Annotated in this window: 19 protein-coding genes; 5 read left to right on the top strand and 14 right to left on the bottom strand. The window is 63.1% G+C overall.

Features of this window, described 5'->3' with window-relative positions; genetic code table 11:
* Window positions 1–65: 65 nt before the first annotated feature.
* Both CIW50_RS20030 and CIW50_RS20025 read right to left on the bottom strand, forming a co-directional pair.
* On the bottom strand, window positions 66–1,094 hold the full coding sequence (locus CIW50_RS20030) for a YcjF family protein (RefSeq protein WP_149532950.1): 1,029 nt from the start codon (window positions 1,092–1,094) through the stop codon (window positions 66–68).
* A complete protein-coding gene (locus tag CIW50_RS20025) occupies window positions 1,091–2,554 on the bottom strand; it encodes a YcjX family GTP-binding protein (protein ID WP_149532949.1) in 1,464 nt (487 codons plus the stop codon). Before CIW50_RS20025 ends, CIW50_RS20030 begins: the two co-directional genes overlap by 4 nt.
* Window positions 2,555–2,776: 222 nt before the next feature.
* Here CIW50_RS20025 and trhA point away from each other — a divergent pair, with 222 nt between their 5' ends.
* Together trhA and CIW50_RS20015 are read left to right on the top strand one after the other, a co-directional pair.
* Window positions 2,777–3,475, top strand: coding sequence for a PAQR family membrane homeostasis protein TrhA (trhA, locus tag CIW50_RS20020; protein WP_149532948.1), 699 nt, complete (start codon window positions 2,777–2,779; stop codon window positions 3,473–3,475).
* An 83-nt stretch (window positions 3,476–3,558) separates the two neighbouring features.
* Complete coding sequence (locus CIW50_RS20015) at window positions 3,559–4,353, top strand: SDR family oxidoreductase (RefSeq protein ID WP_149532947.1); 795 nt, start codon at window positions 3,559–3,561, stop codon at window positions 4,351–4,353.
* Between the two features lie 235 nt (window positions 4,354–4,588).
* Here the strand turns inward: CIW50_RS20015 and CIW50_RS20010 are convergent, their stop codons facing one another.
* The 7 genes from CIW50_RS20010 to CIW50_RS19980 all read right to left on the bottom strand — a co-directional run bounded on the left by CIW50_RS20010 (window position 4,589) and on the right by CIW50_RS19980 (window position 14,690).
* The gene (locus CIW50_RS20010) at window positions 4,589–6,931 is read right to left on the bottom strand and encodes a molybdopterin guanine dinucleotide-containing S/N-oxide reductase (RefSeq protein WP_149532946.1); all 2,343 of its coding nucleotides are present in this window, start codon (window positions 6,929–6,931) and stop codon (window positions 4,589–4,591) included.
* Between the two features lie 29 nt (window positions 6,932–6,960).
* Window positions 6,961–8,589: a benzoylformate decarboxylase gene (gene mdlC, locus CIW50_RS20005; protein WP_149532945.1), complete on the bottom strand. Its 1,629-nt coding sequence runs from the start codon at window positions 8,587–8,589 to the stop codon at window positions 6,961–6,963.
* Window positions 8,590–8,949: 360 nt separating this feature from the next.
* Window positions 8,950–9,801 carry an HTD2 family dehydratase gene (locus CIW50_RS20000; RefSeq protein WP_149532944.1) on the bottom strand — a complete coding sequence of 284 codons (852 nt, stop codon included), beginning with the start codon at window positions 9,799–9,801 and terminating at the stop codon, window positions 8,950–8,952.
* A gap of 25 nt (window positions 9,802–9,826) precedes the next feature.
* Window positions 9,827–10,921 (bottom strand): CaiB/BaiF CoA transferase family protein, encoded by a 1,095-nt coding sequence (locus CIW50_RS19995; protein ID WP_149532943.1) that lies wholly within the window; start codon window positions 10,919–10,921, stop codon window positions 9,827–9,829.
* 9 nt (window positions 10,922–10,930) lie between these two features.
* Window positions 10,931–12,106, bottom strand: coding sequence for an acyl-CoA dehydrogenase family protein (locus CIW50_RS19990; protein ID WP_089265293.1), 1,176 nt, complete (start codon window positions 12,104–12,106; stop codon window positions 10,931–10,933).
* A gap of 67 nt (window positions 12,107–12,173) precedes the next feature.
* The gene (locus CIW50_RS19985) at window positions 12,174–13,445 is read right to left on the bottom strand and encodes a cytochrome P450 (protein WP_149532942.1); all 1,272 of its coding nucleotides are present in this window, start codon (window positions 13,443–13,445) and stop codon (window positions 12,174–12,176) included.
* Window positions 13,446–13,493: 48 nt separating this feature from the next.
* Window positions 13,494–14,690, bottom strand: coding sequence for a cytochrome P450 (locus CIW50_RS19980; RefSeq protein WP_149533107.1), 1,197 nt, complete (start codon window positions 14,688–14,690; stop codon window positions 13,494–13,496).
* A gap of 260 nt (window positions 14,691–14,950) precedes the next feature.
* Between CIW50_RS19980 and CIW50_RS19975 the strand changes: the two genes are divergently transcribed.
* On the top strand, window positions 14,951–16,123 hold the full coding sequence (locus CIW50_RS19975; RefSeq protein WP_149532941.1) for an isovaleryl-CoA dehydrogenase: 1,173 nt from the start codon (window positions 14,951–14,953) through the stop codon (window positions 16,121–16,123).
* Window positions 16,124–16,380: 257 nt separating this feature from the next.
* Here CIW50_RS19975 and CIW50_RS19970 read toward each other — a convergent pair whose 3' ends face one another.
* Both CIW50_RS19970 and CIW50_RS19965 read right to left on the bottom strand, forming a co-directional pair.
* Window positions 16,381–17,604 (bottom strand): multidrug effflux MFS transporter, encoded by a 1,224-nt coding sequence (locus CIW50_RS19970; RefSeq protein WP_149533106.1) that lies wholly within the window; start codon window positions 17,602–17,604, stop codon window positions 16,381–16,383.
* An 81-nt stretch (window positions 17,605–17,685) separates the two neighbouring features.
* Window positions 17,686–19,524: an aminopeptidase P family protein gene (locus CIW50_RS19965; protein WP_149532940.1), complete on the bottom strand. Its 1,839-nt coding sequence runs from the start codon at window positions 19,522–19,524 to the stop codon at window positions 17,686–17,688.
* Window positions 19,525–19,713: 189 nt separating this feature from the next.
* Between CIW50_RS19965 and CIW50_RS19960 the strand changes: the two genes are divergently transcribed.
* Entirely contained in the window at window positions 19,714–19,929 is a 216-nt protein-coding gene (locus CIW50_RS19960; protein ID WP_139285921.1) for a hypothetical protein, read from the top strand.
* A gap of 71 nt (window positions 19,930–20,000) precedes the next feature.
* On the opposite strand, the gene CIW50_RS19955 is transcribed toward CIW50_RS19960, so the two are convergent.
* Both CIW50_RS19955 and CIW50_RS19950 read right to left on the bottom strand, forming a co-directional pair.
* Window positions 20,001–20,891 carry a 50S ribosomal protein L11 methyltransferase gene (locus CIW50_RS19955; RefSeq protein WP_149532939.1) on the bottom strand — a complete coding sequence of 297 codons (891 nt, stop codon included), beginning with the start codon at window positions 20,889–20,891 and terminating at the stop codon, window positions 20,001–20,003.
* 203 nt (window positions 20,892–21,094) lie between these two features.
* Window positions 21,095–22,696, bottom strand: a complete 1,602-nt coding sequence (locus tag CIW50_RS19950; RefSeq protein ID WP_149532938.1) for a phytoene desaturase family protein — start codon at window positions 22,694–22,696, stop codon at window positions 21,095–21,097.
* A gap of 248 nt (window positions 22,697–22,944) precedes the next feature.
* Here CIW50_RS19950 and CIW50_RS19945 point away from each other — a divergent pair, with 248 nt between their 5' ends.
* Window positions 22,945–25,221 carry a spermidine synthase gene (locus CIW50_RS19945; protein ID WP_149532937.1) on the top strand — a complete coding sequence of 759 codons (2,277 nt, stop codon included), beginning with the start codon at window positions 22,945–22,947 and terminating at the stop codon, window positions 25,219–25,221.
* A gap of 3 nt (window positions 25,222–25,224) precedes the next feature.
* On the opposite strand, the gene CIW50_RS19940 is transcribed toward CIW50_RS19945, so the two are convergent.
* On the bottom strand, window positions 25,225–26,013 hold the full coding sequence (locus tag CIW50_RS19940; protein WP_149532936.1) for a L,D-transpeptidase: 789 nt from the start codon (window positions 26,011–26,013) through the stop codon (window positions 25,225–25,227).
* Window positions 26,014–26,178: the final 165 nt, after the last annotated feature.

Below are 26,178 nucleotides of genomic sequence, written 5' to 3'. Positions count from 1 at the left end.
ATTGTCGTCCCCGCCCCGCGCGTGCTTTTGGCGCGCTAGGCGGTAATGACAGCGGTGCTTAGGTCTCAGTTCTCCCCGTCCCGCTTGCGCAGCAGATCCTTTGCGAGATCGCCTAGCTGCGGGCGTGGCAGCGCCGTGAATGGTAATGGCCGCGTCACGTCAATGGCGGCGAGGCCAAGCCTTGCAGTGAGCAGGCCATTGAGCATGCCTTCGCCAAGCCGCTGCGAGAGTTTCGCGGCGATGCCGTGGCCGAGGACCTGCTGGATCATGCTGTCGCTGGCGGCCATGCCGCCAGTGATGGCGAGATGGCTGATGGCATGGCGCATCAGCGTGATCATGCCCAGCGTTCCCGGCCGGCCGCCATAGAGTTTTGCGAGTTGGCGCACCAGCCGGATCGCGGCCGCAGCGACGAACAGGACATCGACCACCGTGCGCGGGCTGACGGCGGTCACCACCGAGACGCGCTGCGCGGCGACCGAGACGAGGCGACGCGCTTCGATGTCGAGCGGGCTCATCAATTCACGCTCGGCCACGCGAATGAGATCTGCGCCGTCGATGATATCGTCGGCATGGCCCTTCAGGGCGGCGCGCGCGCGGGCGAGGCGCGGATTGGTATGTGCGAGCTTCAGTAGATCGGCGAGCACGGCGCGGCTCTCGGCGTGATCGTCGCTGGCGATCACGGCTAGCGCGCGGGCATGAAGCTTCTCGATGGTGGCGAGGCGCATCAGGCTGAGCGCTTCGCGTGTGATGATGACGATCAGCGCGACGCTGACCAGCGCGGCGAAGCCGAGGCCGAGAAAGCCGAGGCCGTCATTGATCGCGAACAGGTCGCGGACCAGTTGCGTGACGCCGAGACCCGTTCCGAGCAGCACGAGGCCGCCGAGCCCGGTCCAGAACAGCGTGCCCCAGCGGAAGCCTGATCGTGCCGGCCGTAGCGGCTCGTCGATGACGACGGGCATCGCCATCGGATCGGCTTCGGGCGTGATGCGGATTGCGCCGCGGGCGAGGCGGCCGGCGTCCTCGTCGGTGTCCATGACGGTGACGTGGGGATCGTCGAGCCGGAACGTGGCCGGGCGGCGCGTACGGTCGGTCATTGCAGCCTGTCTCCGATCAGGAACTGGAGCGCGCGGTCGAGGCGGATATGAGGCAGCGCCGGCTCCTCGCCGCCGTCGCGGGTGAGCAGCGGCGGACGGAAGCGCAGAAAGCGATAGTCGGCCTTGTCGGCGGCATCTGTCGAGAGGCCCTTGAAAGAACCGCCGGTGAACAAACCATCGAGATCGGTCGGCAGATCGCCGGGGAAGGTCGCGACTTCGGTTTCGCCGTCGAATGTCTCGCCATTGGCGACCTCGCCGGCGGCCGGCGTGCCCAATATCGACGGCAGTTTGTCGCGGCCGCGTTGCACCAGCGCTTCCCTGGTGGCGCGGACTGCCGCGATGGCGACCACGTCGACGGATGCACCGGCCAGTTCCGAGCGTGCAACGGCCTTGGTTACGGTGCGCCTGAGCACATCCTCCAGCCGGTCATGGCTGAGGTGATGCAGGTGATCGGCCTTGGTCGCCGCAAACAGGATGCGATCGACGCGCGGGCGGAACAGCGTGCTGAGGATCGTGCTGCGGCCGATGCGGAAACAATCGAGAATGCCGGCCAGCGCCGCTTCGAGATCGTGCAGCGCTTCGGGTCCCGCATTGAAGGCAGAGAGCGCATCGACGAGTACGATTTGCCGATCCAGCCGCGAGAAGTGATCGCGAAAGAACGGGCGGACGACCACATCCTTGTAGGCCTCATAGCGTCGCTTCATCATCGCCCACAGCGAACCATCCGGTGCGCTGCCATCGGCGGCGACGTCGAGCGGCGCAAAGGTCAGCGCCGGCGAGCCCGCAAGATTGCCCGGCATCAGAAAGCGGCCCGGTGGCAGCAGGCTCATGGCGAAGCGTTCGTCGCGGCAGGCGCGCAGATATTCGGTGAAGAGCTTCGCGGCGATCAGCGTCGCCTGCTCGTTTTCCGGCGCATTGGGATCGAGCGTGGCGAGATGCGCGTGAAACGCCGCAGCCAGCGTTGCGCGCGGTCCCTGCCGTGACAGCGCAAGGCTCTCCGCCGACCATTCCTCATAGCTCTTGTTGAGCAGCGGCAGATCCAGCAGCCATTCGCCGGGATAGTCGACGATGTCGAGCGTGAGCGTGCGGTCGGCGCCGCTCGCACGCTGATAGTCGATGACCAGACGCAGCTCGCTGATATCGGTGGTGGAGTTCGGCCAGCGCCGCTCGTCGATCAGCGTGCGCAGATGTTCTTCGTAGGCAAAACGGGGAACGGCATCGTCGGGCTGCGGCGCAAGGCGGGCCTTGGCAATGCGTCCGGTGGCGAGCGACTCGAACACCGGAAAACGCCCGCCGCGCGTCAGCCCATGCACGAGTGCGGTGATGAAGACCGTCTTGCCGGCGCGCGACAGGCCTGTGACCCCAAGCCGCACCGTGGGGTTGAACAGACCATCGCCATAATCGAGCAATGCGCGCGCGGACAGCCGTGCTTCTTCGACGAGTTCGGACAGGCTGGGCATCGTGCGGAAAAGCTCATCATGGTGAACGTGAAGGGTATTGGCCTGCCTTCAAAAATGGCGATTGTCTGGCTGAAATCAAGTTCGTCACGAAAGCGTCGTCACTTCGTCGTTTGGCGTTCGTTGACGATCTCCAACCTATGATCTATCGCTGATTTCAGGGGAAGTCACAGGCGGGCTTACGGGGCAAGCTCACCGCATCGCACCGGCCGGGTTGACGCCACCATGACCGTTTTCCGCATCAAAGAACTGACCACCAATTCCGCTCACATGGTGGCCGGCGCGATCCGCTGGAATTACGACCGTGCCGAACTGATTGCCGACGGCATCGTTCACGGTCTCGGCGTGTTCTCCGGCCTGATCGCTGCCACCGTTCTCATCGTGCTCGCCGCCGTTTTCGCCACCGCCTATGAAGTGGTGACCGTCTCGGTCTATTCCGTGGGCCTGCTGGCGATGCTGGTGCTGTCGGCCATCTATAATATGTGGCCGGTGTCACCGCGAAAGTGGTTCCTGCGCCGCTTCGATCACTCCGCGATCTATCTTCTCATTGCCGCCACCTACACGCCGTTCTTCGCGCAGATCGCCAACACACGGCTCGCGATCTCGCTGCTCGCTGGCGTGTGGAGCGTCGCCATCACTGGCATCGTCATCAAGCTCGTTTATCCCGGCCGTTTCGATCGGCTCGCCGTGGTACTCTATCTCGCCATGGGCTGGAGCGGCCTGATGGCTTATGATGCCGTGTTCACACCGCTGCCGCCGCTTACCATGTGGTTCGTCGCCGCCGGCGGCACGCTGTATACGCTGGGCGTCGTATTCCACGCCTGGCAGCGGCTGCGTTTCCAGAACGCCATCTGGCACGCATTTGTCCTGCTCGGCGCTGCATGCCACTATACGGCCGTGCTCGACATGGTGCTGAGCACCTAGAGCATGATCCCGAAAAGTGGGTAAGGGTTTTCGGATCAGATCATGCTCTAACAAGAAACAAAAACATCAAGGGGGAGTGCGGCATGCAGGTGACCGGCAAGGTCGTCGTCGTGACCGGTGGCGCCAATGGCATCGGCCAGGCGCTATGCGAGACATTTCATAAAGCGGGCGCAGCGAAAGTCGTCGTCGTCGATCTCGATGGCGAGCGCGCAGCCTCCGTTGCAGAGTCCATCGGTGGCGCTGCATTCCAGTGCGATGTCGGCAAGGAAAAAGATATCCAGCATGTGATCGAACTGACCGAACGGCATTACGGGCCGATCGCGCTATTCTGTTCCAATGCCGGCATCGGCGGCGGCTTCGATCCGATGAGTCCGAATGCCGGTGGCACATCGGATGAACCATGGGCGCGGAGCTGGGCGATCCATGTGATGGCCCATGTCTATGCGGCGCGGCATCTGATCCCGCTCTACAAGGCGCGTGGCGGCGGCTACTTCCTCAACACGATCTCGGCGGCCGGTCTGCTGTCGCAAGTCGGCAGCCCGGCCTATTCGACCACCAAACATGCCGCGGTTGGCTTCGCCGAAAATCTCGCGATCTCCCACCGGGCAGACAACATCAAGGTCTCGATCCTGTGCCCGCAGGGCGTCGATACCAACATGCTGAAGAACATCCCAAAGGGCCCGCAATCCAATGACGGCAATCTCTCGCCGGAGCAGGTCGCGCAGGATGCGTTGGCGGGGATCGAGGCGGAGACGTTCCTGATCCTGCCGCACAAGCAGGTCATCGATTACATGCGCAAGAAGACCGAGAATTACGACCGCTGGATCGGCGGCATGACCAAGATCCAGGCGAAGATGCGGGAGACATTTGGGAAGTAAGAAGTGTAGTTAGGGTGGCACCTGCGAGCGCTGGCTCTTATCCCTCCCCCCGCGCGAAGCGAAGCTTCGCTAGGCGGGGAGGGTGGCCGGCCGTCAGGCCGGTCGGGTGGGGGTGCCCCACGGTAGGTCGGCGCGTGGGGCACCCCCACCCCGGCCTATCGGCCGACCCTCCCCGCAAGGGGGAGGGAGCCCATGACCGCCTCAGCGCAACAAGTTCACAAGCTAAAGAACCAGCTTACTCCGCCGCTTCGAGCTTCGGAGGCCTTGGCCAGATCACCGGCACCGGGGGATCATAGGCCTGGATCGGCGGCAGGTTGCCGGTGAACTTCTCGACATTCACCACCGTGAGCTGTCCGGTGCAGCCCTGCGCGAGGCGCGACGTACCGGTGTCGCGCGTGAGCACGTTCGGATTGCCGTGCACGCAGAGCGGCTTTTCCTCGTTCGGATCCTCGGGATCGTAATAGGCGCCGGTCGGAAGCTGCACAACGCCGGCCATCACGTCCTCGGTGACGACGACGGAGGCGAGGCAGGCGCCGCGCTGGTTGAACAGCCTGATGATGTCACCGTCCTTGATGCCACGCGCATCGGCGTCGACCGGATGCATGCGCGCAACCTCGCGGCCGCGGCGCTTTTCGGCGCTGCTATGCCCACCAAAGTCGAGCTGGCTGTGCAGGCGTGACGCCGGCTGGTTGGCGACGAGCTGCAGGGGATTGGTTGCATCGACCGCGTCTTCCAGCGGCAGCCAGACCGGATGGCCGGGGCAGTCGTCGTAATTGAAGCTGGCGATGGTGTCGGACGTGATCTCGATCTTGCCGCTGGTGGTGGGCAGCGGTTTGCCCTCGGGATCGTCGCGGAAGGCGCGCAGCGTGCCGCCATCCAGCGGCAGTTGCGGCAACAGCACTTCGCCGGCTGCCCAGAAGGCGTCGAAGTCCGGCGCGTCCAAGCCCTTGGCCTTCAGCCCATCGTAAGTAGGCTGATAGAGATGCTGCAGCCACTCACGCGGCGTGCGGCCTTCGGTGAATTCATCGGCCTTGCCGAGACGCTCCGACAAGCCGGTGAAGATCGTATAGTCGTTGCGTGCGTCGCCGAACGGCTCGGCCATCTGGTGCATCGCGACCATCAGCGGATCGGTCTGCGACGAGCCGATGTCCTCGCGCTCCAGCGACATGGTGCAAGGGAGCACGAAGTCGGCATGGCGCGCCGACGCGGTCCAGGCGAGGTCGTGCACCACCAGCGTATCGACGCGCGCGAAGGCCTTGCGCAGGCGATTGAGGTCCTGATGGTGATGGAACGGATTGCCGCCGGCCCAGTAGACCAGCTTGATATCCGGATAGGTCATGTGCGCGCCGTTATATTCGAACGGTGCGCCGGGATTGAGCAGCATGTCGCTGACGCGCGCCACTGGGATGAATTCGCTGACGCCGTTCTTGCCCTGCGGCAGGCCGGCGATCGGCACCGCGTTCTGGCGGCGTCCGTAATTGGCGATGGCGCCGAGCGCATAGCCGAAGCCGCCACCGGGCAGGCCCGCTTGGCCGAACATCGCCGATAGCACCGAAGCCATCCAGACCGGCTGCTCGCCATGCTTCGCACGCTGCAGCGAATGCGCAACAACAAAGAGCGCGCGCTTGCCGGGCAGGCGGCGCGCGAGCGTGAGGATGGCGTCGGCCTTGAGGCCGGTGATGCCGGCAGCCCAGGCCGCATCCTTCGGTTGGCCGTCGCTGCGGCCCATCAGATAGTCTTCGAAAGTATCCCAGCCGTGCGTATGGCTGTCGAGGAAGGCGCGGTCATGCGTGCCATCCATCACCGCGGTGTGCGCGATGCCGAGCATCAGCGCCACGTCGGTGCCGGGACGCGCGGCGACCCAGTCCTGGTTTACTTCATCGGGCAGATCGCTCTTCAGCGGCGAGATCAGCACGAGTTCGCCACCGCGCTTGGACAGCGCCACCATGTCGCGATGTTCGGTATGCTTGCTGATGCCGCCGCCGGCGACGCGCGAATTCTTGGTGTTCATGCCGCCGAAGGCGAGAATGATATCGGTGTGCTCGACGATCTCGTCCCAGCCGATATTGCGGCGGGTCATGTCTTCGTAATTGCCGAGGATATGCGGGATCAGCACCGTCGATGCGCCGGCCGAGTAGCTGTTGACCGAGCGTACATAGCCGCCGAGCGCGACGTTCAGAAAACGATGGATCTGACTCTGTGCGTGATGGAAGCGTCCGGCACTCGACCAGCCATAGGAGCCGCCATAGATCGCCTTGGCACTGTGCGTATCCTTGACGCGCTTGAGTTCGCCGGCGAGCAGGTCGAGCACCTCGTCCCATTCCATCTCGACGAATGCATCGCGGCCGCGGCGGTCGTCCGGGCCGGGGCCGTTCTCGAGCCAGCCACGACGCACCATCGGCTTGGCGATGCGCGCCTTGTGGCGGAGCGCCTCGGGAAAATTCTGGATGATCGGATTCGGATCGGGATCGATCGGATGCGGTGTGATGACGAGCTTGCCGTCGACCCATTGTCCGGAAAAGGCACCCCAGTGGGAGCTGTGCGTTTTCTTCGAGGAGTCGCCTGCCTGCTTCGTCATGCCTGAGCTTCCGTTATGATCCCGTCATATCAGTGCTTCTGTCCATAAAGCACGGGAACGGCTGAGTCGACGATGACTTCGACAAGGCTGACGCCCGGATGTTGCAGAGACTGCGCGAAAGCACCCGCAAGTTCCGATGATTTGTCGACGCGGACGGCATGCGCGCCCATGCCTTCGGCCAATTTGACGAAATCCAGACCGGGCAGATCCAGCCCGGGAACATTGCGCACCTGCATCACCTGGCTGAACGAGCGCATCGCGCCGTAGCCGGAATTGTTGATGACCACTACAGTTAAAGGCAATTTGCGCTGTGCGGCGGTCCACAATGCCTGGATTGAATACATCGCCGAGCCGTCGCCGATCAGGCACACGGTGCGACGATCCGGGTAGCCCAGCGCCATGCCGACAGATGCCGGCAGTGAGTGGCCGAGGCCACCCGAGGTCATGGTGTAGAAACTGTTCGCACCACGCATCGGAAGATACTTCTGCATCGCCGGGCGATGCGACGGCGCTTCTTCCACCAGCATCGCATCTGCAGGCATGGCCCGCGATAGCGTGTGCAGCAGATAATCTATCGGGATCGGGTCACTGGCCACCGGCGGCGGCGGCAGGATGCGGCCCTTGGCGATTGCGCGTTTGGTATCAGGCAGCAGCTCAAGCAGCAGCGTCAACGCCGGCTTCATGGTCGCGATGATGCTGGTACCGATCGGCGCGACGGCCGCGGAGTCCGCATCATCCGTGATCTGGAAGATCGTGGTATCGCCGTCGAAGATCGCCGCATGGCCTTCGACGTGGAACGTGAAGACCGGCGCGCCGATCACGACGACGAGGTCGTATTCCTTGAGGGCATCCGAGAGCTGTGCCGGCGAGGCATGCAGGAAGCCCGCGAATTGCGGATGACGTTCCGGGAAACTGCAGCGCGCCGAGAACGGACTGACCCAGACGGCGGCTTTGGTCTTCTCTGCGACTGATACCATCAGATCGACAGCCTCTGCACGGTCGATCCCGGGGCCGACGATCAGCGCAGGGTTCTTGCTGTTGCCGAGTGCGGCGACCAGTTCCTGCATCGCCTTCGGATCTGGCCCGAGCTCGCGGCTCACATAACGCGCCTCAAGAGGTTGGGCCTGATGCGTCCAGTCGTCGATCGGCACCGATACGAAAGTCGGCCCGCAGGGCGGCTGCATCGCCACGTAATAAGCGCGGGCGATCGCAGCGGGCACATCCTCGGCACGCGCGGGCTCGACGCTGTATTTCACATAGGGCCGCGGAAATTCCGACGCGCGCTCGGCATAGAGAAACGCCTGCAGCGGCAAAATGCTGCGTGCCTGCTGGCCCGCGGTGATCACCATCGGCGTCTGGTTACGATGCGCGGTGTAGATATTACCCAGCGCATGGCCGACGCCGGCCGCCGAATGCAGATTGACGAAAGCGGCATTGCGCGTCGCCTGGGCATAGCCATCGGCCATGCCGATGACGGAGGCTTCCTGCAGGCCGAGCACGTAGTCGATATCGTCCGGCCAGTCGGAGAGGAACGGCAGTTCCGTGGAGCCGGGATTGCCGAACACTTTGCTGATGCCGAAGCCGCGCAACAGGTTCAGCGTGGCGTCCTTGACGGTCACGGGAGTACGGGCGGCGGGTTTGTTGCTGTCGCGGGCCAAGGCGGTTTCCTCACGTTATCGGGCAGTGGTCTGCCGTGTGCTGTTGACTCATCAACAGCAGGAGGGGGCGGGGAGTCAATCGGGGAGGGGGGGAACCGCGCCAACGGAGCGGAGGCGCGCCGTCGCTCCCTCTCCCCGCATCTTGCGCGGGGAGAGGGGTGGGGTGAGGGGCTTGGCGCCGAGCCTGCGAAATTCGCAGGATGCTCGGGTCGAAGAATTGAGCGCTCCGAAAGCGGAGTGAGTTGGGCTCTTACAGCGCAATGCCCCTCACCCGCCGCGAAGTCGCGGCGACCTCTCCCCGCCTAGCGAAGCTTCGCTTCGCGCAATGCGGGGAGAGGTTAGGTCAGAGCGTCGCTGCGATTACCAGCTCGCCGTCGCCTTCATGGTCGGCGCGCCCTTGTCGTTGGCGGTCCAGACCTCGAGTCCGTCGGCTGTCTCGTTCGCATTCACCGAAAAATTCGCGCCATCGAACAGCGGTGACACGCCGCGATAGCTGAATTTCGCTGGTGCCTTGCCACCCCTAAGCTTCGCCGCGAATTCCACCAGCATGGCCGCCTGCAGCGGCCCGTGAAACACCAGGCCCGGATAGAATTCGACCTTGGTGACATAGTCGCGATCGTAATGGATGCGGTGGCCGTTGAAGGTCAGTGCCGAGTAGCGAAACAGCAGAACGGGATCGGCATAATGCGTTTCCTGATGCTGGGCCGCGGGCACGTCCTTCGGCGCTGGCGCAGGGGGCGCCATGCTGGTCGGCATGTCCCTGTAGACGATGTCCTGGCGCTCGCGAATGGCGAGGCCGCGCTTGGTGGTGATCAGGTGCTCGACATTGACGAAGCACAGCGCACCGGTGGAGCCGGTCTTCAGATTGACGTCGAGGATCTTCGAGGAGCGCGTCACCTCGTCGCCGACAAGCAACGGCTCGATGAACTGCACTTCGCCGCCCGCCCACATGCGGCGCGGCAGCGGCACCGGTGGGAGAAAGCCGCCGCGCGCGGGATGACCGTCAGGCCCGAGCTTGTCCATCGCCGCCACCGGCTGCGCCAGGCACCACTGCGTGGTGAAGGGCGCGGCGTCGCCGGGCTTCGGCGTGTCGATGTCGAGAAACAATGTCGCGCGCAGGCCCTTCACGAGCTGCGCGGTAACCACGTCGGAAGCCTCGTCGGTGCGACCGATCCACTGCTTGAGATGATCGATGTCGAGCTTGTCGGTCATGATGACCTCCGTGTGATCTTGAAGATTATTTCTGCACTTCGCCGATGCCGGGCACGGCGCCGTAGCTGCGCGGCGCGTCGACCCAGATCGCGGCCGGTGCCGGATAGGACACTTCGCCATTCGGCGTATTGACGGTGATGCGGCGCAGATGCGGATGGGTGGTGAGGTCCGCCATGGTGTTCACCTCCGCAAATGCGATGTCGGCGTCGGTCAGGCGCTTCAGCAGTTCGTCGCGGCTGAGCGAGCCGAAGATGTCGCTGACGGTCTGGTCGGTGAAGGCGCGGTTGCGCACGCGCTCGACGCCGTTGACGAGGCGCGGATCGGCGGCGAGCTCGGCATTGCCCAGCACCTTGGCGCAGAGGATCTTCCACTCGCGCTCGCTCTGGATCGAGATCAGGATGTCCTTGCCGTCCCTGGAGCGAAACACGCCATAGGGTGCGATCGAGGGATGCGCGAGGCCCATGCGCTTCGGCTCGTTGCCCGCCTCGGCATTGAGCAGCGGTACGGTGAGCCAGTCGGCCATGACGTCGAACATCGAGATGCGGATATCGGCGCCTTCGCCGGTCACCGAACGCCCGATCAGCGCTTCCAGGATCGCCGCATGCGCGGCGGCGCCCGTGGCGACGTCGACGATGGAGACGCCGACGCGCGACGGGCCTTCGGGTCCGCCGGTGATCGACGCCAATCCGCTCTCGGCCTGGATCAGCAGGTCATAGGCCTTGCGATGGGCATAGGGGCCGGTGTCGCCATAGCCGGTGATGGTGGCGCAGATCAGCCGCGGATAATCCTTGCGCAGCCGTTCGCGGGTGAAGCCGAGCTTGTCCATCGAGCCGGGCTTGAGGTTCTGGATCAGCACGTCGGCGGTGGCGATCAGCTCTTCCATGGCCTTGCGGCCTTCGGGCGTGGCAAGATCGACCACCACGGAATCCTTGCCGCGGTTGAGCCAGACGAAATAGCTGCTCTGGCCCTTCACCGCGGCATCGTAGCCGCGGGCAAAATCGCCTTCGGGGCGCTCGATCTTGATCACATGCGCGCCGGCATCCGCGAGCCGCGAACTGCAGAATGGTGCAGCCACCGCCTGTTCAACGGCGATGACGGTCAGTCCCTTGAGCGGCAGCATGTGTCTATCTCAATACGAGCGCGGCATGCCGAGCACATGCTCGGCCACGAAGGACAGGATCAGGTTGGTCGAGATCGGCGCAACCTGATACAGACGCGTCTCGCGGAATTTGCGCTCGACGTCGTATTCCTCGGCAAATCCGAAACCGCCATGGGTCTGGATACAGGCATTGGCCGCCTCGAAGGACGCATCAGCCGCGAGCATCTTGGCCATGTTGGCCTCGGCGCCGCATTCCATGCCGGCTTCGTATTTGCGCAGCGCTTCCTTCACCATCAGCTCGGCTGCGCGCATATTCGCATAGGCCTTGGCGATCGGGAACTGGATGCCCTGGTTCTGGCCGATCGGGCGGCCGAACACCTGGCGCTCCTTGGCATAAGCGCTCGCCTTGGCGATGAACCATTTGGCATCGCCAACGCATTCGCTGGCGATCAGGATGCGCTCGGCATTCATGCCGGAGAGGATGTAGCGGAAGCCCTTGCCCTCTTCGCCGATCAGGTTTTCCGCCGGCACCTTCATGTCGGTGAAGAACACTTCGGTGGTGGCGTGGTTCATCATGGTGCGGATCGGGCGGATCTCGAGGCCGTTCTTCTTGGCCTCTTTCATGTCCACCAGAAACACAGACAGACCGTCGGTGCGCTTCGCGGCCTGTTCCTTCGGCGTGGTGCGCGCGAGCAGCACCATCAGGTCGGAATATTCGGCGCGGCTGGTCCAGATCTTCTGGCCGTTGACGATGTAGTCGCCGTTATCGTCCTTCTTCGCCACAGTCTTCAGCGAGGACGTGTCGGTGCCCGAGGTCGGCTCGGTGACGCCGAACGCCTGCAGGCGAACTTCGCCACTGGCGATCTTCGGCAGCCACTTGGCCTTCTGCTCGTCATTGCCATGACGCAGCACCGTGCCCATCGTATACATCTGCGCGTGGCAGCCGCCGCCATTGCAACCGGCGCGCTGGATCTCTTCGAGGATCGCCGCTGCAGCCGACAGCTTGAGGCCGGAGCCGCCATATTCCTCGGGGATCAGAACCGACAGGTATCCGGCTTCCGTCAATGCATCGACGAAAGCCTTCGGATAGGCCATCTCGCGGTCGAGCTTGCGCCAGTATTCACCGGGGAACTGTGCGCACAGTTTGGCAACGGCATCGCGGATATCGTGGAATTCGTCCTGTTCCGCGGGATGGTGTTTCGTCAAGGAATTGAGCTTCTCTTCTTGAGGGGAAAATTATGAATCCTGACCGGCATTACGAAATCCTCCGGTCTTACGTAATTTTAACCGGGAGGGTCTCGTAGCCTTTAACGAAGCTCGAATACACGCGCTTGGGTTCCCCCACAACTTCGATGTTCTCGAACCGTTTCAGTATCTCCTCCCAAACGATCCTCAATTGCAACTCCGCCAGGCGCATGCCCACGCAGCGGTGTATGCCAAAACCGAATGACAGGTGAATCTTCGGCCGCGCGCGGTCGATGATAAATTCGTTCGGGCGCTCGATCACCTCCTCGTCGCGGTTGCCCGAGACGTACCACATCACCACCCGGTCGCCCTTCTTGATGATCTTGCCGCCGAGTTCAGTATCCTGCATGGCGGTACGGCGCATATGCGCCAGCGGCGTCTGCCAGCGGATCACTTCGGGGACCATGGTCTCGATAAGCGACGGATTGTCGCGCAACTTCTGATACTGGTCGGGGTTCTCGTTCAGCGCCAGCACCGAGCCGGTCATGGTGTTGCGGGTGGTATCGTTGCCGCCGACGATGAGCAGGATGATATTGCCCATCAGCGTGTCGGGATCCATGAAGCGTGTGGCGTCGCTATGCGCCATCATGGAAATCAGGTCATTCCGCGGGTCGGAATTCACGCGCTCGTTCCAGAGCTTCTGGAAATAGGCGGCGCATTCATCCATCTCGCGGCGGCGCTCTTCCTCTGAGGACACGATTCCACTTTTTGGCAGCGCGGTGGACACGTCAGACCAGCGCGTCAGCTTGCGGCGCTCTTCCCACGGGAAATCGAACAGGGTCGCCAGCATCTGCGTGGTGAGTTCGACAGAGACGCGTTCGACCCAGTCGAAGGTCTCACCGCGCGGTAATCCGTCGAGCACCTTGCAGACGCGCCCGCGGATCAGCACCGCCATCTCGTCGAGATGTGTTGGCGTGAACATCGGCGTCACGGTCTTGCGCTGCGCGCTGTGCTTCGGCTCATCCATGGCGATGAAGCTCGGCCAGTCATAGCCTTCCGGCACGTCGCGGATCGCGATGCCGCCATGCTTCACGTCGGAGGAGAAGATGCCGTGATTGGTATCGACATGCATGATGTCGTGATACTTGGTCACCGACCAGTAGGGCTCGATCGGTGCATTGGTGCAGTAATGCACCGGCTCTTCCTTGCGCAGCCGTTCGAAGAACGGCCACAGCGTATCGGTCGCGAACAATTTCGGCGCGCCGGGATGGAAGTCCTTCAGCGGCGTCGAATAGGCGATCGCGCGCGCGACGCGCTGGATCTCAGCTTTGTCAGGATTGATCCTGGCTTGGATATTCATGGCGTCTGCTCTCCAAAAAATCGATCCTGAGCTGTTGCGGTCGCCGGTTCAGCCAGCGATCCGCACAGGCAGTGTCTCGTAGCCCTTCACGAAGCTCGAAAAGACGCGGCGCGGCTCGCCGACGACTTCGATCCTGTCGAACCGCTTGATGATCTCTTCCCACACAATCTTCAATTGAAGTTCGGCAAGTCTGAGGCCGACGCAGCGGTGGATGCCGAAGCCGAATGACAGATGGCGGTTCGGCCTGATGCGGTCGATGATGAATTCGTTGGGGTTTTCGATGACCTCGTCATCGCGATTGCCCGAGACGTACCACATTACGACCTTGTCACCCTTCCTGATCTGCTTGCCGCCGAGCTCGGCATCCTGCACCGCCGTGCGCCGCATATGCGCGAGCGGCGTCTGCCAGCGGATGATCTCTGGCACCATGCTCTCGATCAGCGCCGGGTTGGCGCGCAGCTTGTCATATTCGCTGGGGAATTGATTGAGTGCGTAGACGCCGCCGGACATCGAGTTGCGCGTTGTATCGTTGCCGCCGACGATCAGCAGAATGATGTTGCCGAGAAAACTCTCCGGATCGAGATGCCGCGTGGCCTCGCTATGCGCCATCATCGATATCAGGTCGCTCTTCGGCGGCGCATTGAGTCGCTCCTGAAACAACCGGCCGAAATACTCGCCGCATTCGCGCAGCTCTTTCTGCCGCTGCTGCTCGGCCTCTGGCGTGGGCGGCAACATTGTGGCGACATCCGACCAGTGGGTGAGTTTCCGGCGCTCCTCCCACGGGAAGTCGAACAGGGTCGCCAGCATCTGCGTGGTCAATTCGATCGACACGCGATCGACCCAGTCGAAGGTCTCGTTGCGGGGCAGGGAGTCCAGCACCTCGGCAGTACGACTGCGGATCAGACTGGAGAGCTCGTCCATGTGGTGAGGTGCGAACATCGGCGCCACCGTCTTGCGCTGGGCGCTGTGATGCGGCGGATCTGTGGCAATGAACATCGGCCGGCGAAACTGCACACCGGCATCGCGGATAGTGATGCCGCCGAAAGCCGCGGCGGACGAGTAGGTGGCGTGATTGGTCTCGACCTGCATGATGTCGTTGTACTTGGTCACCGACCAATACGGTCCGAACATGCTGTCCTTGCAGTAGTGGACGGGATCCTCGCGGCGCAGCCGTTCGAAATAGGGCCAGAACGTATCGGTGCGGAACAGTTCGGGATTGCCGGGATCGAACTCATCGAGCGACATCCCGTAAGCTTGGGCGTGAGCGGCGGCTTGGGCGGATTTGCTGCTGTCGGAATCCTGGACGCGATCGAGCATCGGTTCTCTCCCTGGCATGCCTTCCGTGGTTGGGTCCCGGAGGGCTTATTTGGATGAATTACAACCCGTTGCGCGGCCAAGAGCAAGGACCACTTTATGCCCCTTCTCAGCCCGTTCGGCCCGTGACATGGTGACTTCAATCAACAAGACCGGTGCGTTTGCGCGCCGTTCTGACCGGAGGCGACCCTTTGATTTCGAACGCTCAACGGATGTTTAATTTCGATCTCGGCGAGACGGCTAACGCGATTCGCGAGACCGTGCGTGATTTCTCGCAGAACGAGATCGCGCCGCGCGCCGAAGCCATCGACAAGACCAATCAGTTTCCACTCGATCTCTGGCCCAAGATCGGCGCGCTCGGCCTGCACGGTATCACGGTGGAGGAAGAGTTTGGCGGTGCCGGGCTCGGCTATCTCGAACACGTCATCGCGGTGGAAGAGATTTCGCGCGCTTCGGCGTCGGTGGGCCTGTCCTACGGCGCGCATTCGAACCTCTGCGTCAATCAGTTGCGTCGCAATGGTAACGAGGCGCAGAAGCGCAAATATCTGCCGAAGCTGATCTCCGGCGAACATGTCGGATCCCTTGCGATGTCCGAGCCGGGTTCCGGCTCGGACGTGGTGTCGATGAAGACCCGCGCCGACAAGAAGGGCGATCGCTACGTGCTCAACGGCAACAAGATGTGGATCACCAATGGCCCGGTGGCGCAGACGCTGGTGGTCTATGCTAAGACCGATCCGGCGGCCGGATCGCGCGGCATCACCGCCTTCATCATCGAAAAGGGGATGAAGGGTTTTTCGACGGCGCAGAAGCTCGACAAGCTGGGCATGCGTGGCTCGGATACGTGCGAACTCGTCTTCGAGGATTGCGAAGTGCCCGAGGAGAACGTGCTCGCGGAGGTCGGTCGCGGCGTCAATGTCCTGATGTCCGGCCTCGATTACGAGCGCGCGGTGCTCGCGGCAGGCCCGCTCGGCATCATGCAGGCCTGTCTCGATGTCGCGCAGCCTTATGTGCACGAGCGCAAACAGTTCGGCGAGCCGATCGGCAACTTCCAGCTCGTGCAGGGCAAGATCGCCGACATGTATGTGGCGCTGAGTTCGGCGCGCGCTTACGTCTATGCGGTGGCGAAAGCCTGTGATCGCGGCGAGACCACCCGCGAGGATGCCGCCGGCGCCATCCTCTACGCGTCGGAACGCGCCACGCAATGTGCGCTCGACGCGATCCAGCTGCTCGGCGGCAATGGCTATATCAATGACTATCCCACCGGCCGTCTGCTGCGGGACGCCAAACTCTACGAGATCGGCGCCGGCACCAGCGAGATCAGGCGGATGCTGATCGGGCGGGAGTTGTTTGCGAAGAACGGGTGAGGGGAGAGGCGAGCAATCTGAAGCTCTGATCTCTCCACTGTCATTCGGGACGCACGAAAGCGGCGAAGCCGCGAAAGTGCGAATCTCAGCCACTGCACTTGGAGTGGCGGGAATCCCGAATTGTTCAGCGTAAAACACATCGGGATTCCGGGTTCGGTCCCGCCGCCTGCGGCGTCGGTGCCGCCCTCAGGCACACCAATGGTGTGCCGGGGAATGACGAGCTTTGCCGCAACCATGACCCGCGGAATGACAGCGACCTACAGCAGCCCGCTCTCTTCGCCCTCGGCCTTCTCGATCATCTCTTCCGTCACCACCACCTTGCGCCGGGGCACCAGGAAGATCATCGCGGCTGCGCAGCCGCAGGACAGCACGACGAGCGCAATGTTGAGCGGCACCGGTGTCGCGAAATGGCCGCCGAGCCAGGCGCCGAATTGCGAACACAGCGAACCCAGGCCCATCTGCAGGAAACCCATCATGCCGGATGCCGTGCCCGCGGCCTGCGGCCGAATGCTGAGGGCGCCGGCAGCGCCGTTCGACATCACGAAGGCATTGCCGAACATCACGATCATATGGGTGAGGAACAGCCAGGCCGGATTCTGGTTCAGCCCGGTGAGACCCCAGACCACATTGAGCATCGCGCCGCCGAATTGCAGCGCGAGACCAAACCAGATCAGTTGTTCGATGGCCCGGCGCGGCGCGAAGCGCACGCAACACAGATTGCCGACGAGATAAGCCAGGCCGGAGGTCGCGAACCACGCGCCATATTCGGCCGATGTCCGGCCCATCTGCGTGACCACCACATAGGGACCGCCGCCGGCAAAGGTGAAGATGATCCAGGAAGCCACGACATAACAGAGGAGATAGCCGATAAACGTGCGGCTGCGCAGCAGGACGCGGGAGTCGGCGATGAAGCCGCCGCCGCTGCTGTCAGTGGCTGTGCGCCGTCTGGTCTCTGGCAGGAAGAATGCGATGGCCAGCGTGACGATCAGCGAGGAGGCGGTGACCACATAGAAGATCGCGCGCCAACCGAAGCCGGTTTCCAGGAGACCACCGGCCAACGGGCTCAGCATCTGCGCGATCATCATGACGGCGATGACGAGGCTGATCATCGCGCCGACGCGTTCGCGTGGATAAAGGTCGCGGATAATGGCGCGGCTCATCACCATGCCCGTCGCGCCGCCGAGCGCCTGGAAGAACCGCGCCGCGATCAGTTGCGGCAATGTGAGCGCAAAGCTGCTGCCGATGCCGGCGATCACCATCAGGCCGAGACCGGCAAGCAGCACTGGACGCCGGCCGAACTTGTCCGACAGCGGTCCCATGATCAGTTGCGAGAAGGCGAGGCCGACCATGTAGAGCGACACCGTCATCTGCGCGATCGAGATGTCGGCTTCGAAGGTGCGCGCGAGTTCGGGCAGCGCCGGCACCAGCATATAGAGTGAGATCGGCGCGATACCGGTCATCACCACCAGCAACAGCAGCATCACCCGCGATTTGGAGAGGTCGACGGTGTCGACTTTTGGAAAAGGCGGGCTGTAGTTCACGTGATGGCTGTTCTCTTGCTGTTATTGCGGCTGAACCAGCGGCTCGGTCGCGGCTTCGAGCCAGCTCCGCGTCGCTTCATCGTCGAGCAGTGGCATCACCTCGCGGCGGACGCGGGCGTGATAGTCGTTGATCCACTTGAGCTCGCGCTTGCTGATGCGATGCGCATTGATAAGCCGGCGGTCGATCGGCGCCAGTGTCAGCGTTTCGAATGCGTTCATCGGCTGCTCGGCGCCCTCGATATGGGCTTCGACAACCAGTTCGAGATTCTCGATGCGGATGCCGAAGGCGTCGGTCTTGTAGTAGCCGGGCTCGTTGGAGAGGATCATGCCACGCTTGAGCGGCGTGGTGCCGAGCTTGGAGATCCGTGCCGGGCCTTCATGGACCGAGAGATAGCTGCCGACGCCGTGGCCGGTGCCGTGGGCGAAATCGAGCCCGGCATGCCAGAGGAATTGCCGCGCCAGCGTATCGAGCTGCGCGCCCGTCGTGCCGTCGGGAAACGCGGCGCGCGCAATTGCGATATGGCCACGCAGCACGCGGGTGAAGCGGTCGCGCATCTCGTCGGTCGGCTCGCCAATCGCGATGGTGCGGGTGACATCGGTGGTGCCGTCTTCGTACTGCGCGCCGGAATCGATCAGCAGCAGATCGCCGAGTGCGATACGGCGATTGGTCTTGCGGGTGACGCGGTAATGCACGATGGCGCCGTTCGGCCCGGTGCCGGCGATGGTCGGGAACGAGACATCCTTCAGCGCGCCGGTCTGGCGGCGGAACGTCTCCAGCGCCTCGACGGTGTCGATCTCGGTGAGCTTGCCCTTCGGCGCCTCGCGGTCGATCCAGGCGAGAAAGCGCGCCAGCGCCACAGCATCGCGGCGGTGCGCGGTCTGCGTGCCCTTGATCTCGATGGGATTTTTTACGGCCTTGAGCAGCGCGACGGGGTCATTGCCGCGCACCGGCTTGCCGCCTGCAGCCGTGATCAGCCGGCTCAGTGCATCGGCGGCGGTAGCATTGTCGAGCGCGATGGATGCACCGGAGGAAGCGAGTTCGCTGAGCGCCGATATCAGCGCATCCCGCTCCTGCACATCGGCAGAGACTTCCAGATGGTTGCGCGCGCTGTTGGAGAGCTTGCGGTGATCGATGAACACCTGCGGGCGGCCGTGTTTCGGCACGAGCGCATAGGACAGCGGCAGCGGCGTATGCGAGACGTCGGCGCCGCGGATGTTGAAGGTCCAGGCCACCGCGTGGGAATCCGACAGCACCAGTGCATCGACGCGCAGGCGCTCCATCTCGCCGCGGATCTGGGCGAGCTTGTCGGCTTCGGGAACGCCGGCATAGTTGAGCGGATGAATCGATACGGCGCCGAGCGGCGGCGCCGGACGCTCGGCCCAAACCGAATCGAGCGGATTGCTGTCGACCGCCACCAGTTCGGCGCCGGCCTTGGCGCAGGCGGTAGCCAGCCGCTCCGCTGCCGCAGAAGTGTGCAGCCACGGATCAAATCCGAGGCGATCTTCGGGCTTCAGGTGATCGGCGAGCCAAGTCTCCGGCGGCGGCTCGACCAGCGACTGGATGCTCCACGCATTCACATCAACTTGTTTGGCCGCCTGCAGCGTATACCGGCCATCGACGAACACGGCGGCTTCCTGCAGCAGCACGATCGCCATGCCGGCCGATCCGGTGAAGCCGGTGAGCCAGGCCAGCCGCTCGTCGGAGGGCGGCACATATTCATTCTGCTGCTGATCGGCGCGGGGAATCACGAAGCCTGTGAGTTTCCGGCGCAGCAATTCCTCGCGAAATGCGGCCAGCCGCGCAGTCAGCGCCACGCCGCTTTCGGGCTCTTCGAACGTCTGGAAATGGGCTTCGAGCATCGCGGGATCATCCTATGGGTGCGCTGTCAGGCCTGCAATCGAGGGGCAGGGTTGCGCAGATTTGGCACAAGTTATGCTTGAAATCTGATGGTTGTGTTCAACCGGATGGAACAACGTCCCCCGGCTTGTGTTGTCGGTGCGATGCTTGGCCATTCAGAGTGTCTCAACTCAACGAAGAGGGGATACACAATGCCTGCTTTTACGTTCGAGAAAATTTCGCCACCCCCCACGCTTGGCCATTCCCAGCCTACCCAGGTGCAGTCCACCCAAACTCCGCCCAGTCAGCCAAATCAACGCAGCGGTATCATCCAGATTCTGGGCCGTTTCGTCGAAGCCCGCGTGACGCGCGTCGAGCGGCTGGAAAATGCAACGCTTCGTCGCCGCGACGTGCCGCCCCCGAAGTAGCAAACCCAACCGTCAGCTTTGGCCAGATCGCCCATCGTTATTCCGGAGTTCGGAAAATGACGACTAGCGTATCAGCCTGCGCGTTGCATCAATAGACTGCTCCAGCCCTCAACGATCTGATGCTTGCGTAGTACCAGCCCGCGGGCGCGATAGGCGGCGATCACGCTCATCGCCTGATGCGGCAACAGGCCGGACAGGATCACCATTCCGTTACGCGTGAGATGTCGGCTCATGTCGGTCGACATCGCGCGCAGCGGATTGGCGAGAATGTTCGCCAGGATCAGATCGAACGGCGCGCGATCACCGAAGGCTGGCGACGAGAAACCCGTTGCGCAGACGGTATCGACGAGATTGCCGACGCCGTTGAGCCGCATGTTCTCGCGCGCCACCTTCACAGACATCGGGTCGATATCGGTCGCGAGCACGCGGCGTTTCGTGGCCTTCGCAGCAGCGATGGCCAGCACGCCTGTGCCGGTCCCCAGATCGAGCATCCGTTTCGGCGCCTTCGCGCGCAGCACATAATCAAGATAGATGAGGCAGCCGCGCGTGGTGCCGTGATGGCCGGTGCCAAACGCCAGCGCGGCCTCGATCTCGATGCCCAGCTGATTGGGCCGCACCTTGTCGCGATCGTGCTGGCCGTGAACGATGAAGCGGCCGGCGCGGACCGGAACGAGGCCTTCGAGACTCTCTTTGACCCAATCCTTGGCCTCGATGCTGTCGAACACGATGCTCGCCGCCACGGCGTCGTCCGAGGCGAGGCTGACGAGGTCGCGGATCGAGGCCTCGTCCGGCGGGTCGGCGAAATGCACGGTGACGTCCCAGCGGCCCTCGGGGCTCTCGAATGCAGCAATCGCGGCCTGGCCTTCCTCAAAACTCTCGGTGAGGAGATCGACAATGCGCTTGGCGCTGAATTCGTCGCCGACGGCGAAGGTGGCGCGGCTGGTTCCTTGGGGCGTGGTCATCGCGGGTCCGGGTGGCGTCGTGAACAGGGTCTGCACATCTTAGGCGCGCTTGGTACAGGGTTTATACCGGCGGGGATACAGGGGCGATACAGCGGCTGCGCACAGGGTTATGAGCCGATTATACCCCCGTCCTCCCGAGCTTCCGCACAGGCTTGTTCAGGACTCATCCACCGCCTGTCCACAGGCTTATCCACAGGATGTCCTCAACCGAACAGCGCCCGGTGGTCCCTGAGGATCGCCTTGGCCGCATTGTGACCGGGGGCACCTGTGACCCCGCCGCCGGGATGCGCGCCGGAGCCGCAGTGATAGAGCCCCTTCAGCGGCCCGCGATAATCCGCATGGCCGAGCATCGGGCGGGCCGAGAACAACTGGTTCAGCGAGAGCGCGCCATGGAAGATGTCGCCGCCGAGCAGGCCGAAGTCGCGCTCCAGATCGAGCGGTGACAGCGCCTGTCGGCCGATCACGCTGGCGGCAAAGCCCGGTGCATAGTCATCGACGGTCTTGATCATCAGGTCCGCGACTTCGTTCCGATGGTCATCCCACGATGCGCCGTTGGGGAGTGTCGGCGCAACATGCTGGCAAAAGAGACTGGCGACGTGCTGGCCCGGTGGGCTGAGGCTGTCATCGAGAGTGGAGGGGATCAGCACTTCGACAATCGGCTGGCGGCTCCAGCCGTGCTGCTTCGCATCCAGCCAGGCGCGGTCCATGTAGTCGAGACTCGGCGCGATGATAATGCCGGCCGAGAGATGATCGCCGTTGCCGGGCAATGCGGTGAATGAGGGCAGGGCATTCAGCGCGACATTCATGCGGAATGTGCCGGAGCCGTTGCGCCAGTTGCTGATACGATCCAGGAACGGCTTGGGCAGCGCATCCACCGGCATCAGCCGCGTATAGAGCAGCTTTGGATTGACGTTGGAGGCGACATATCTGGCGCGGATGCTTTCGCCGTTGTCGAGGATGACGCCGACGACCTTGTCGCGCTCGACCAGCACTTCGCGCACGCCATTGTCGAGTTCGATCTGCACGCCGTGCGATCGTGCCGCGGCGGCCATGGCCTGTGTGATCGCGCCCATGCCGCCGATGGCATGACCCCAGACGCCTTTCTTGCCGTTCACCTCGCCAAAGGCATGATGGAGCATCACGTAGGCCGAACCCGCCGCATAGGGACTGGCATAGTTGCCGACCACGGCATCGAATCCGAACAGCGCCTTGACCAGATCATGCTCGAACACGTCGTCGAGCATATCGCCGGCGGAGCAGGTGAACAGATCGAGCAATACGCGCTGCTGTTCGATGGTCAGGGCGTTGAGAATTTTCGCTGTGCCGAGCGCATTGATGGCTTCGTTGATCGCGCCGAGACCGAAACCTTGCATGACGTTCGGCGGTGAACGCAGCACGAAATCCCTGAGCACATCGGCGATGACCTCGAGTTCATACGAGAACGCGCCGATCCGCTCGGCATCGCGCGCGCTGAGTTTGGCGACCGACTGCTGCGTGCGGCCTTCGCCGGTCAGGAGATAGCTGCCGTCCGGCGCGGGGATGAAGTTCTGCGCCTTGCGCTCGACGATCCGCAGGCCGTGCTCGGCGAGCTTCAGATCAGAGGCGATCTGCGGATTGAGCAGGCTGACGGTGTAGGCCGCGACCGAATTGCGGAAGCCGGGATGAAACTCCTGCGTTACGGCAGCGCCGCCGACCATATGGCGGCGTTCGACGACCTTCACGCGCAGCCCGCTCATGGCCAGATAGGCCGCGCAAGTGAGGCCGTTATGGCCGGCGCCGATGATCAAAACGTCGGTGTCTGACATGTCCGCTTCAACAAAGCCTGTGAGAGCGTTTTCGCGCGAGGTGGCGACCGGTTCGCATGAAGAAAACGCGTCAACGAAAATAGGGCCCTCTTTATCGAAGAGGCGCGCGCGCGGCACAAGGCCGCCCATCACGATTGTGGGTCCATAGTTAGCGCGCATTGCCCGAAACGGTGCCATATGCTCCATTCCCGCCTGCCGGTTACCGGCCGGATTCTCGCTTTTCTGCCGCGCAATATGCTGGAGCCTTCATGAGTTCGTCGCAGCCCGTCGCCGCCCCAAACTCGGCCTCCCGCAATCGGCTCCTTCTGGTGGTTTACACCGCGGCGATCTTCACCAGCGCACTCCTTTTATTCTCGGTGCAGCCGCTATTCACCAAGATGGTGCTGCCGCGGCTCGGCGGGTCGCCGGCGGTGTGGTCGGTGGCGATGGTGTTTTTCCAGTCGTTGCTGCTCGGCGGCTACGCTTATGCCCACTACCTGATGCAATTGCGAAGCCGGCTGGTGCCGATCGTCGTTCATCTCCTGTTGCTGGTTGTTGCGCTGCTGACGCTGCCGCTGTCCATCGCATCGGGCTGGGGCACGCCGCCGGAGAGTGGCTATGCGTTCTGGCTGCTCGGCCTGTTCGCGGTGTCGATCGGTCTGCCGTTCTTTGCGCTCGCTGCGAACAATCCGCTGCTGCAGGCCTGGTTCGTGCGCACGGGTCATCCCAATGGGCACGATCCCTATTTTCTCTATGCCTCCTCCAACATCGGAAGCTTCCTCGCGCTGCTGTCTTATCCGGTGCTGCTGGAGCCGATGTTTTCGCTGCGGACGCAGAACGTGATCTGGACATCGGGTTATGGCCTGCTGATCCTCCTGATCGCCGGCTGCGGCGTGTTGCTGCTGAAGTCGCCGCCGGTTGCCGTCGCTGCGCCGGGTGCTGATGTCGTCGACGCGCCGGCGCCGAGCTGGGCGTTGCGTGCCCGCTGGATCTTCCTCGCGGCTGTCCCATCCGGCCTGCTGATCGCGGTCACCGCGCATATCTCGACGGACGTCGCTGCCGCGCCGCTGCTCTGGGTGCTGCCGCTGTCGTTGTATCTCTTGACCTGGGTGCTGGTGTTCCAGTCGCGACCGCTATTGCCGCATAGGCGGATTCTGACGTTACAGCCGCTAGCGATCGCCGGCGTGGTTGTCCTGCTTGCGGTCGGCGGCGAGCAGAACTTGCTGCTGACCCTAGGCGGTCACCTGCTATGTTTCTTCATCATCGCCATGGCCTGCCACGGCGAGCTGGCCCGGCAGCGTCCGGCAGCCCGGTATCTTACAGGCTACTATGTCGCGCTCTCATTCGGCGGCATGGTCGGTGGTCTGTTTGCCGGCCTGATCGCGCCGTTCACATTCTCGTGGATCGCTGAATATCCGATCCTGATTGCACTGGCCGTGCTGTGCCGGCCGTCTTTGCCGGAACGCTATTCCGGCTGGGCGCGCTGGTACTGGATCGCGCTCGTGGTTGCCGCAATCGCGTTGATCGTGCCGAGCTATACGACCGGCAAGCTGTTTACCTGGATCGATACCCAGCGCGTCTATGTGGTCAGCACCGTTGCCGTTGTCGGCATCATCGCGGCGATCCTGCTGCGCGCCGATCGGCTGAAGCTCCTGGCGATCGCTGCCCTCGCTCTGGCGCTGATCCGTTTCTACCCGGCGGATGATGGCCGGGTTGAAACCGTGCGCAGTTTCTTTGGCGTGCACAAGATCGTGGTGACGCCGAACGGGCAGTATCACGTGCTGATGCACGGCACGACCATTCACGGCGCCGAGAAGTATCTCAACGACGACGGCACGCCGGTCACCGGACGGCCGGAGCCGATCTCCTATTATTACAAGGACGGTGGCATCGGGCAGGCCATCACGGCCATGCGTGCGCGCAAGGGAGCGCCGCTGCGCGTGGCGGTGATCGGGCTGGGCTCGGGGTCACTGACCTGTGCGTCAGCGCCCAGCGAGGATTGGAAGTTCTTCGAGATCGACCAGTCGATGGTTGATACCGCCAAGGATCCGAAATATTTCAGCTACATCCAGAAGTGTGAGCCGGACGTCAAGCCGGTGATCGGCGATGCGCGGCTGACCTTCGCGAAAGAGCCTGACGGCGTCTACGACCTTATCATCGTCGACGCCTATTCGTCGGACGCGATCCCGATCCATCTGGCGACCGAGGAGGCGATGGAGATCTACAAGGAAAAGCTCGCCCCGCAGGGCGCGGTCGTCATGCATGTTTCGAACCGGCATCTCGAACTCGCCAGCGTCGTCGTCGGCATCGCCGATGCGAATGACATGAAGAGCTGGGTGTATTCCGAGGATTCAGGCCGCGACAACGAATATATCTTCTCGACCAATGTGGTCATCTCAGCCCATGACGCTACCGACGTCGGCTCCATCGCGACGTCATCGCAATGGGCCCTGACCGAGGCGAACGACAATCAACGGGTCTGGACCGACGACTATTCCAACGTGCTCGGCGCCGTGTGGCGCCGGCTACGGGACGGGGACAACTAACCCTCAGTAATCGCCGAAGAAGCCGCGCGGCTGATAAGGCCGCGGCGCGTAGGCTTGCGGCGGATACTGCCGGCTGTAATAGCCGCGATTGGCGTAATACTGCTGCGTCTCGGCTTCGGTCATGCGGCGATAACCGGGAGGGGCCGGATAGCGCTGACCGTCATTGCCATCGGCCGGATAGATGTAACGATCATCATCCGCGGGCTGGACCTGACGCGCGACACGGCGGCTTGGTGCCACGGCCTGGGGCGTGAGATCCATGGGATTGCCGGCGGCGTCATAGGATGGTGAGGCAGGAGCGATATCGCGGCGGGCGACGGCAGACGGCTTCGCCGGGCGCGGGTTGCGGGCAAGGGCGACCTGCGAGGAGCCGGTCAGCGTAACCGTAGTGTTGAGCACTCCGTCGGCCTTGACCATGGCAAACAAGGTCGCGGCGTTCTCGCGCGACAGTCGCACGCAGCCATGGGAGGCCGGCGAGCCCAGACGGCTCACGGAATCGGTGCCGTGGATGGCGTGGCCCTTCTTCGTGAAGAAGATGGCATGGGGCATCGGTGCATCATCGAATTCCTTGGAGAAGTGATCCTCCTCCATACGGAATGTCTGGAAGCTGCCATTCGGGGTCTCATAGGAGGGAATGCCTGACGACACCGGCCAGCGATATTTCTCGACGCCGTCCTGAACGACGGTGAGCTGCTGGGCATCCTTGTCGACGGTGATGGCAATCTTGGCTTGCGCAGTGCTGGTGGCGGCGAAAAAAGCGAGACCCGCAAGGGTCATATAAAACGAACGCATCTTGCTTGGCCTCCGGGCCGCAACCTGTTGTACCGCCTGCCGTCCCACTCCCAATATGCATATCGGGTCGCCCGGGTGCCAGTGACAGTTTCGTGCATCCTTAATGTTCGGGCTAGGCGGCACCAAGGCGGCGAACGGGCCGAAAGACGGCTCCGGCTTCGGAGC

It is taken from the genome of Tardiphaga sp. P9-11, assembly GCF_008329525.1.
Classification (GTDB): Bacteria; Pseudomonadota; Alphaproteobacteria; order Rhizobiales; family Xanthobacteraceae; genus Tardiphaga.
Note: the sequence above shows the minus strand (reverse complement) of the source record. Positions and strands in the feature narration are given on the sequence as shown.

Bases quoted from the DNA above. Each gene is read 5' to 3' on its own strand.
- CIW50_RS20030 (WP_149532950.1), bottom strand. From the start codon at position 1,094: ATGACCGACCGTACGCGCCGCCCGGCCACGTTCCGGCTCGACGATCCC.
- CIW50_RS20025 (WP_149532949.1), bottom strand. From the start codon at position 2,554: ATGCCCAGCCTGTCCGAACTCGTCGAAGAAGCACGGCTGTCCGCGCGC.
- trhA (WP_149532948.1), top strand. From the start codon at position 2,777: ATGACCGTTTTCCGCATCAAAGAACTGACCACCAATTCCGCTCACATG.
- CIW50_RS20015 (WP_149532947.1), top strand. From the start codon at position 3,559: ATGCAGGTGACCGGCAAGGTCGTCGTCGTGACCGGTGGCGCCAATGGC.
- CIW50_RS20010 (WP_149532946.1), bottom strand. From the start codon at position 6,931: ATGACGAAGCAGGCAGGCGACTCCTCGAAGAAAACGCACAGCTCCCAC.
- CIW50_RS20000 (WP_149532944.1), bottom strand. From the start codon at position 9,801: ATGACCGACAAGCTCGACATCGATCATCTCAAGCAGTGGATCGGTCGC.
- CIW50_RS19995 (WP_149532943.1), bottom strand. From the start codon at position 10,921: ATGCTGCCGCTCAAGGGACTGACCGTCATCGCCGTTGAACAGGCGGTG.
- CIW50_RS19985 (WP_149532942.1), bottom strand. From the start codon at position 13,445: ATGAATATCCAAGCCAGGATCAATCCTGACAAAGCTGAGATCCAGCGC.
- CIW50_RS19980 (WP_149533107.1), bottom strand. From the start codon at position 14,690: ATGTCGCTCGATGAGTTCGATCCCGGCAATCCCGAACTGTTCCGCACC.
- CIW50_RS19970 (WP_149533106.1), bottom strand. From the start codon at position 17,604: ATGCTGCTGTTGCTGGTGGTGATGACCGGTATCGCGCCGATCTCACTC.
- CIW50_RS19965 (WP_149532940.1), bottom strand. From the start codon at position 19,524: ATGCTCGAAGCCCATTTCCAGACGTTCGAAGAGCCCGAAAGCGGCGTG.
- CIW50_RS19960 (WP_139285921.1), top strand. From the start codon at position 19,714: ATGCCTGCTTTTACGTTCGAGAAAATTTCGCCACCCCCCACGCTTGGC.
- CIW50_RS19955 (WP_149532939.1), bottom strand. From the start codon at position 20,891: ATGACCACGCCCCAAGGAACCAGCCGCGCCACCTTCGCCGTCGGCGAC.
- CIW50_RS19950 (WP_149532938.1), bottom strand. From the start codon at position 22,696: ATGTCAGACACCGACGTTTTGATCATCGGCGCCGGCCATAACGGCCTC.
- CIW50_RS19945 (WP_149532937.1), top strand. From the start codon at position 22,945: ATGAGTTCGTCGCAGCCCGTCGCCGCCCCAAACTCGGCCTCCCGCAAT.
- CIW50_RS19940 (WP_149532936.1), bottom strand. From the start codon at position 26,013: ATGCGTTCGTTTTATATGACCCTTGCGGGTCTCGCTTTTTTCGCCGCC.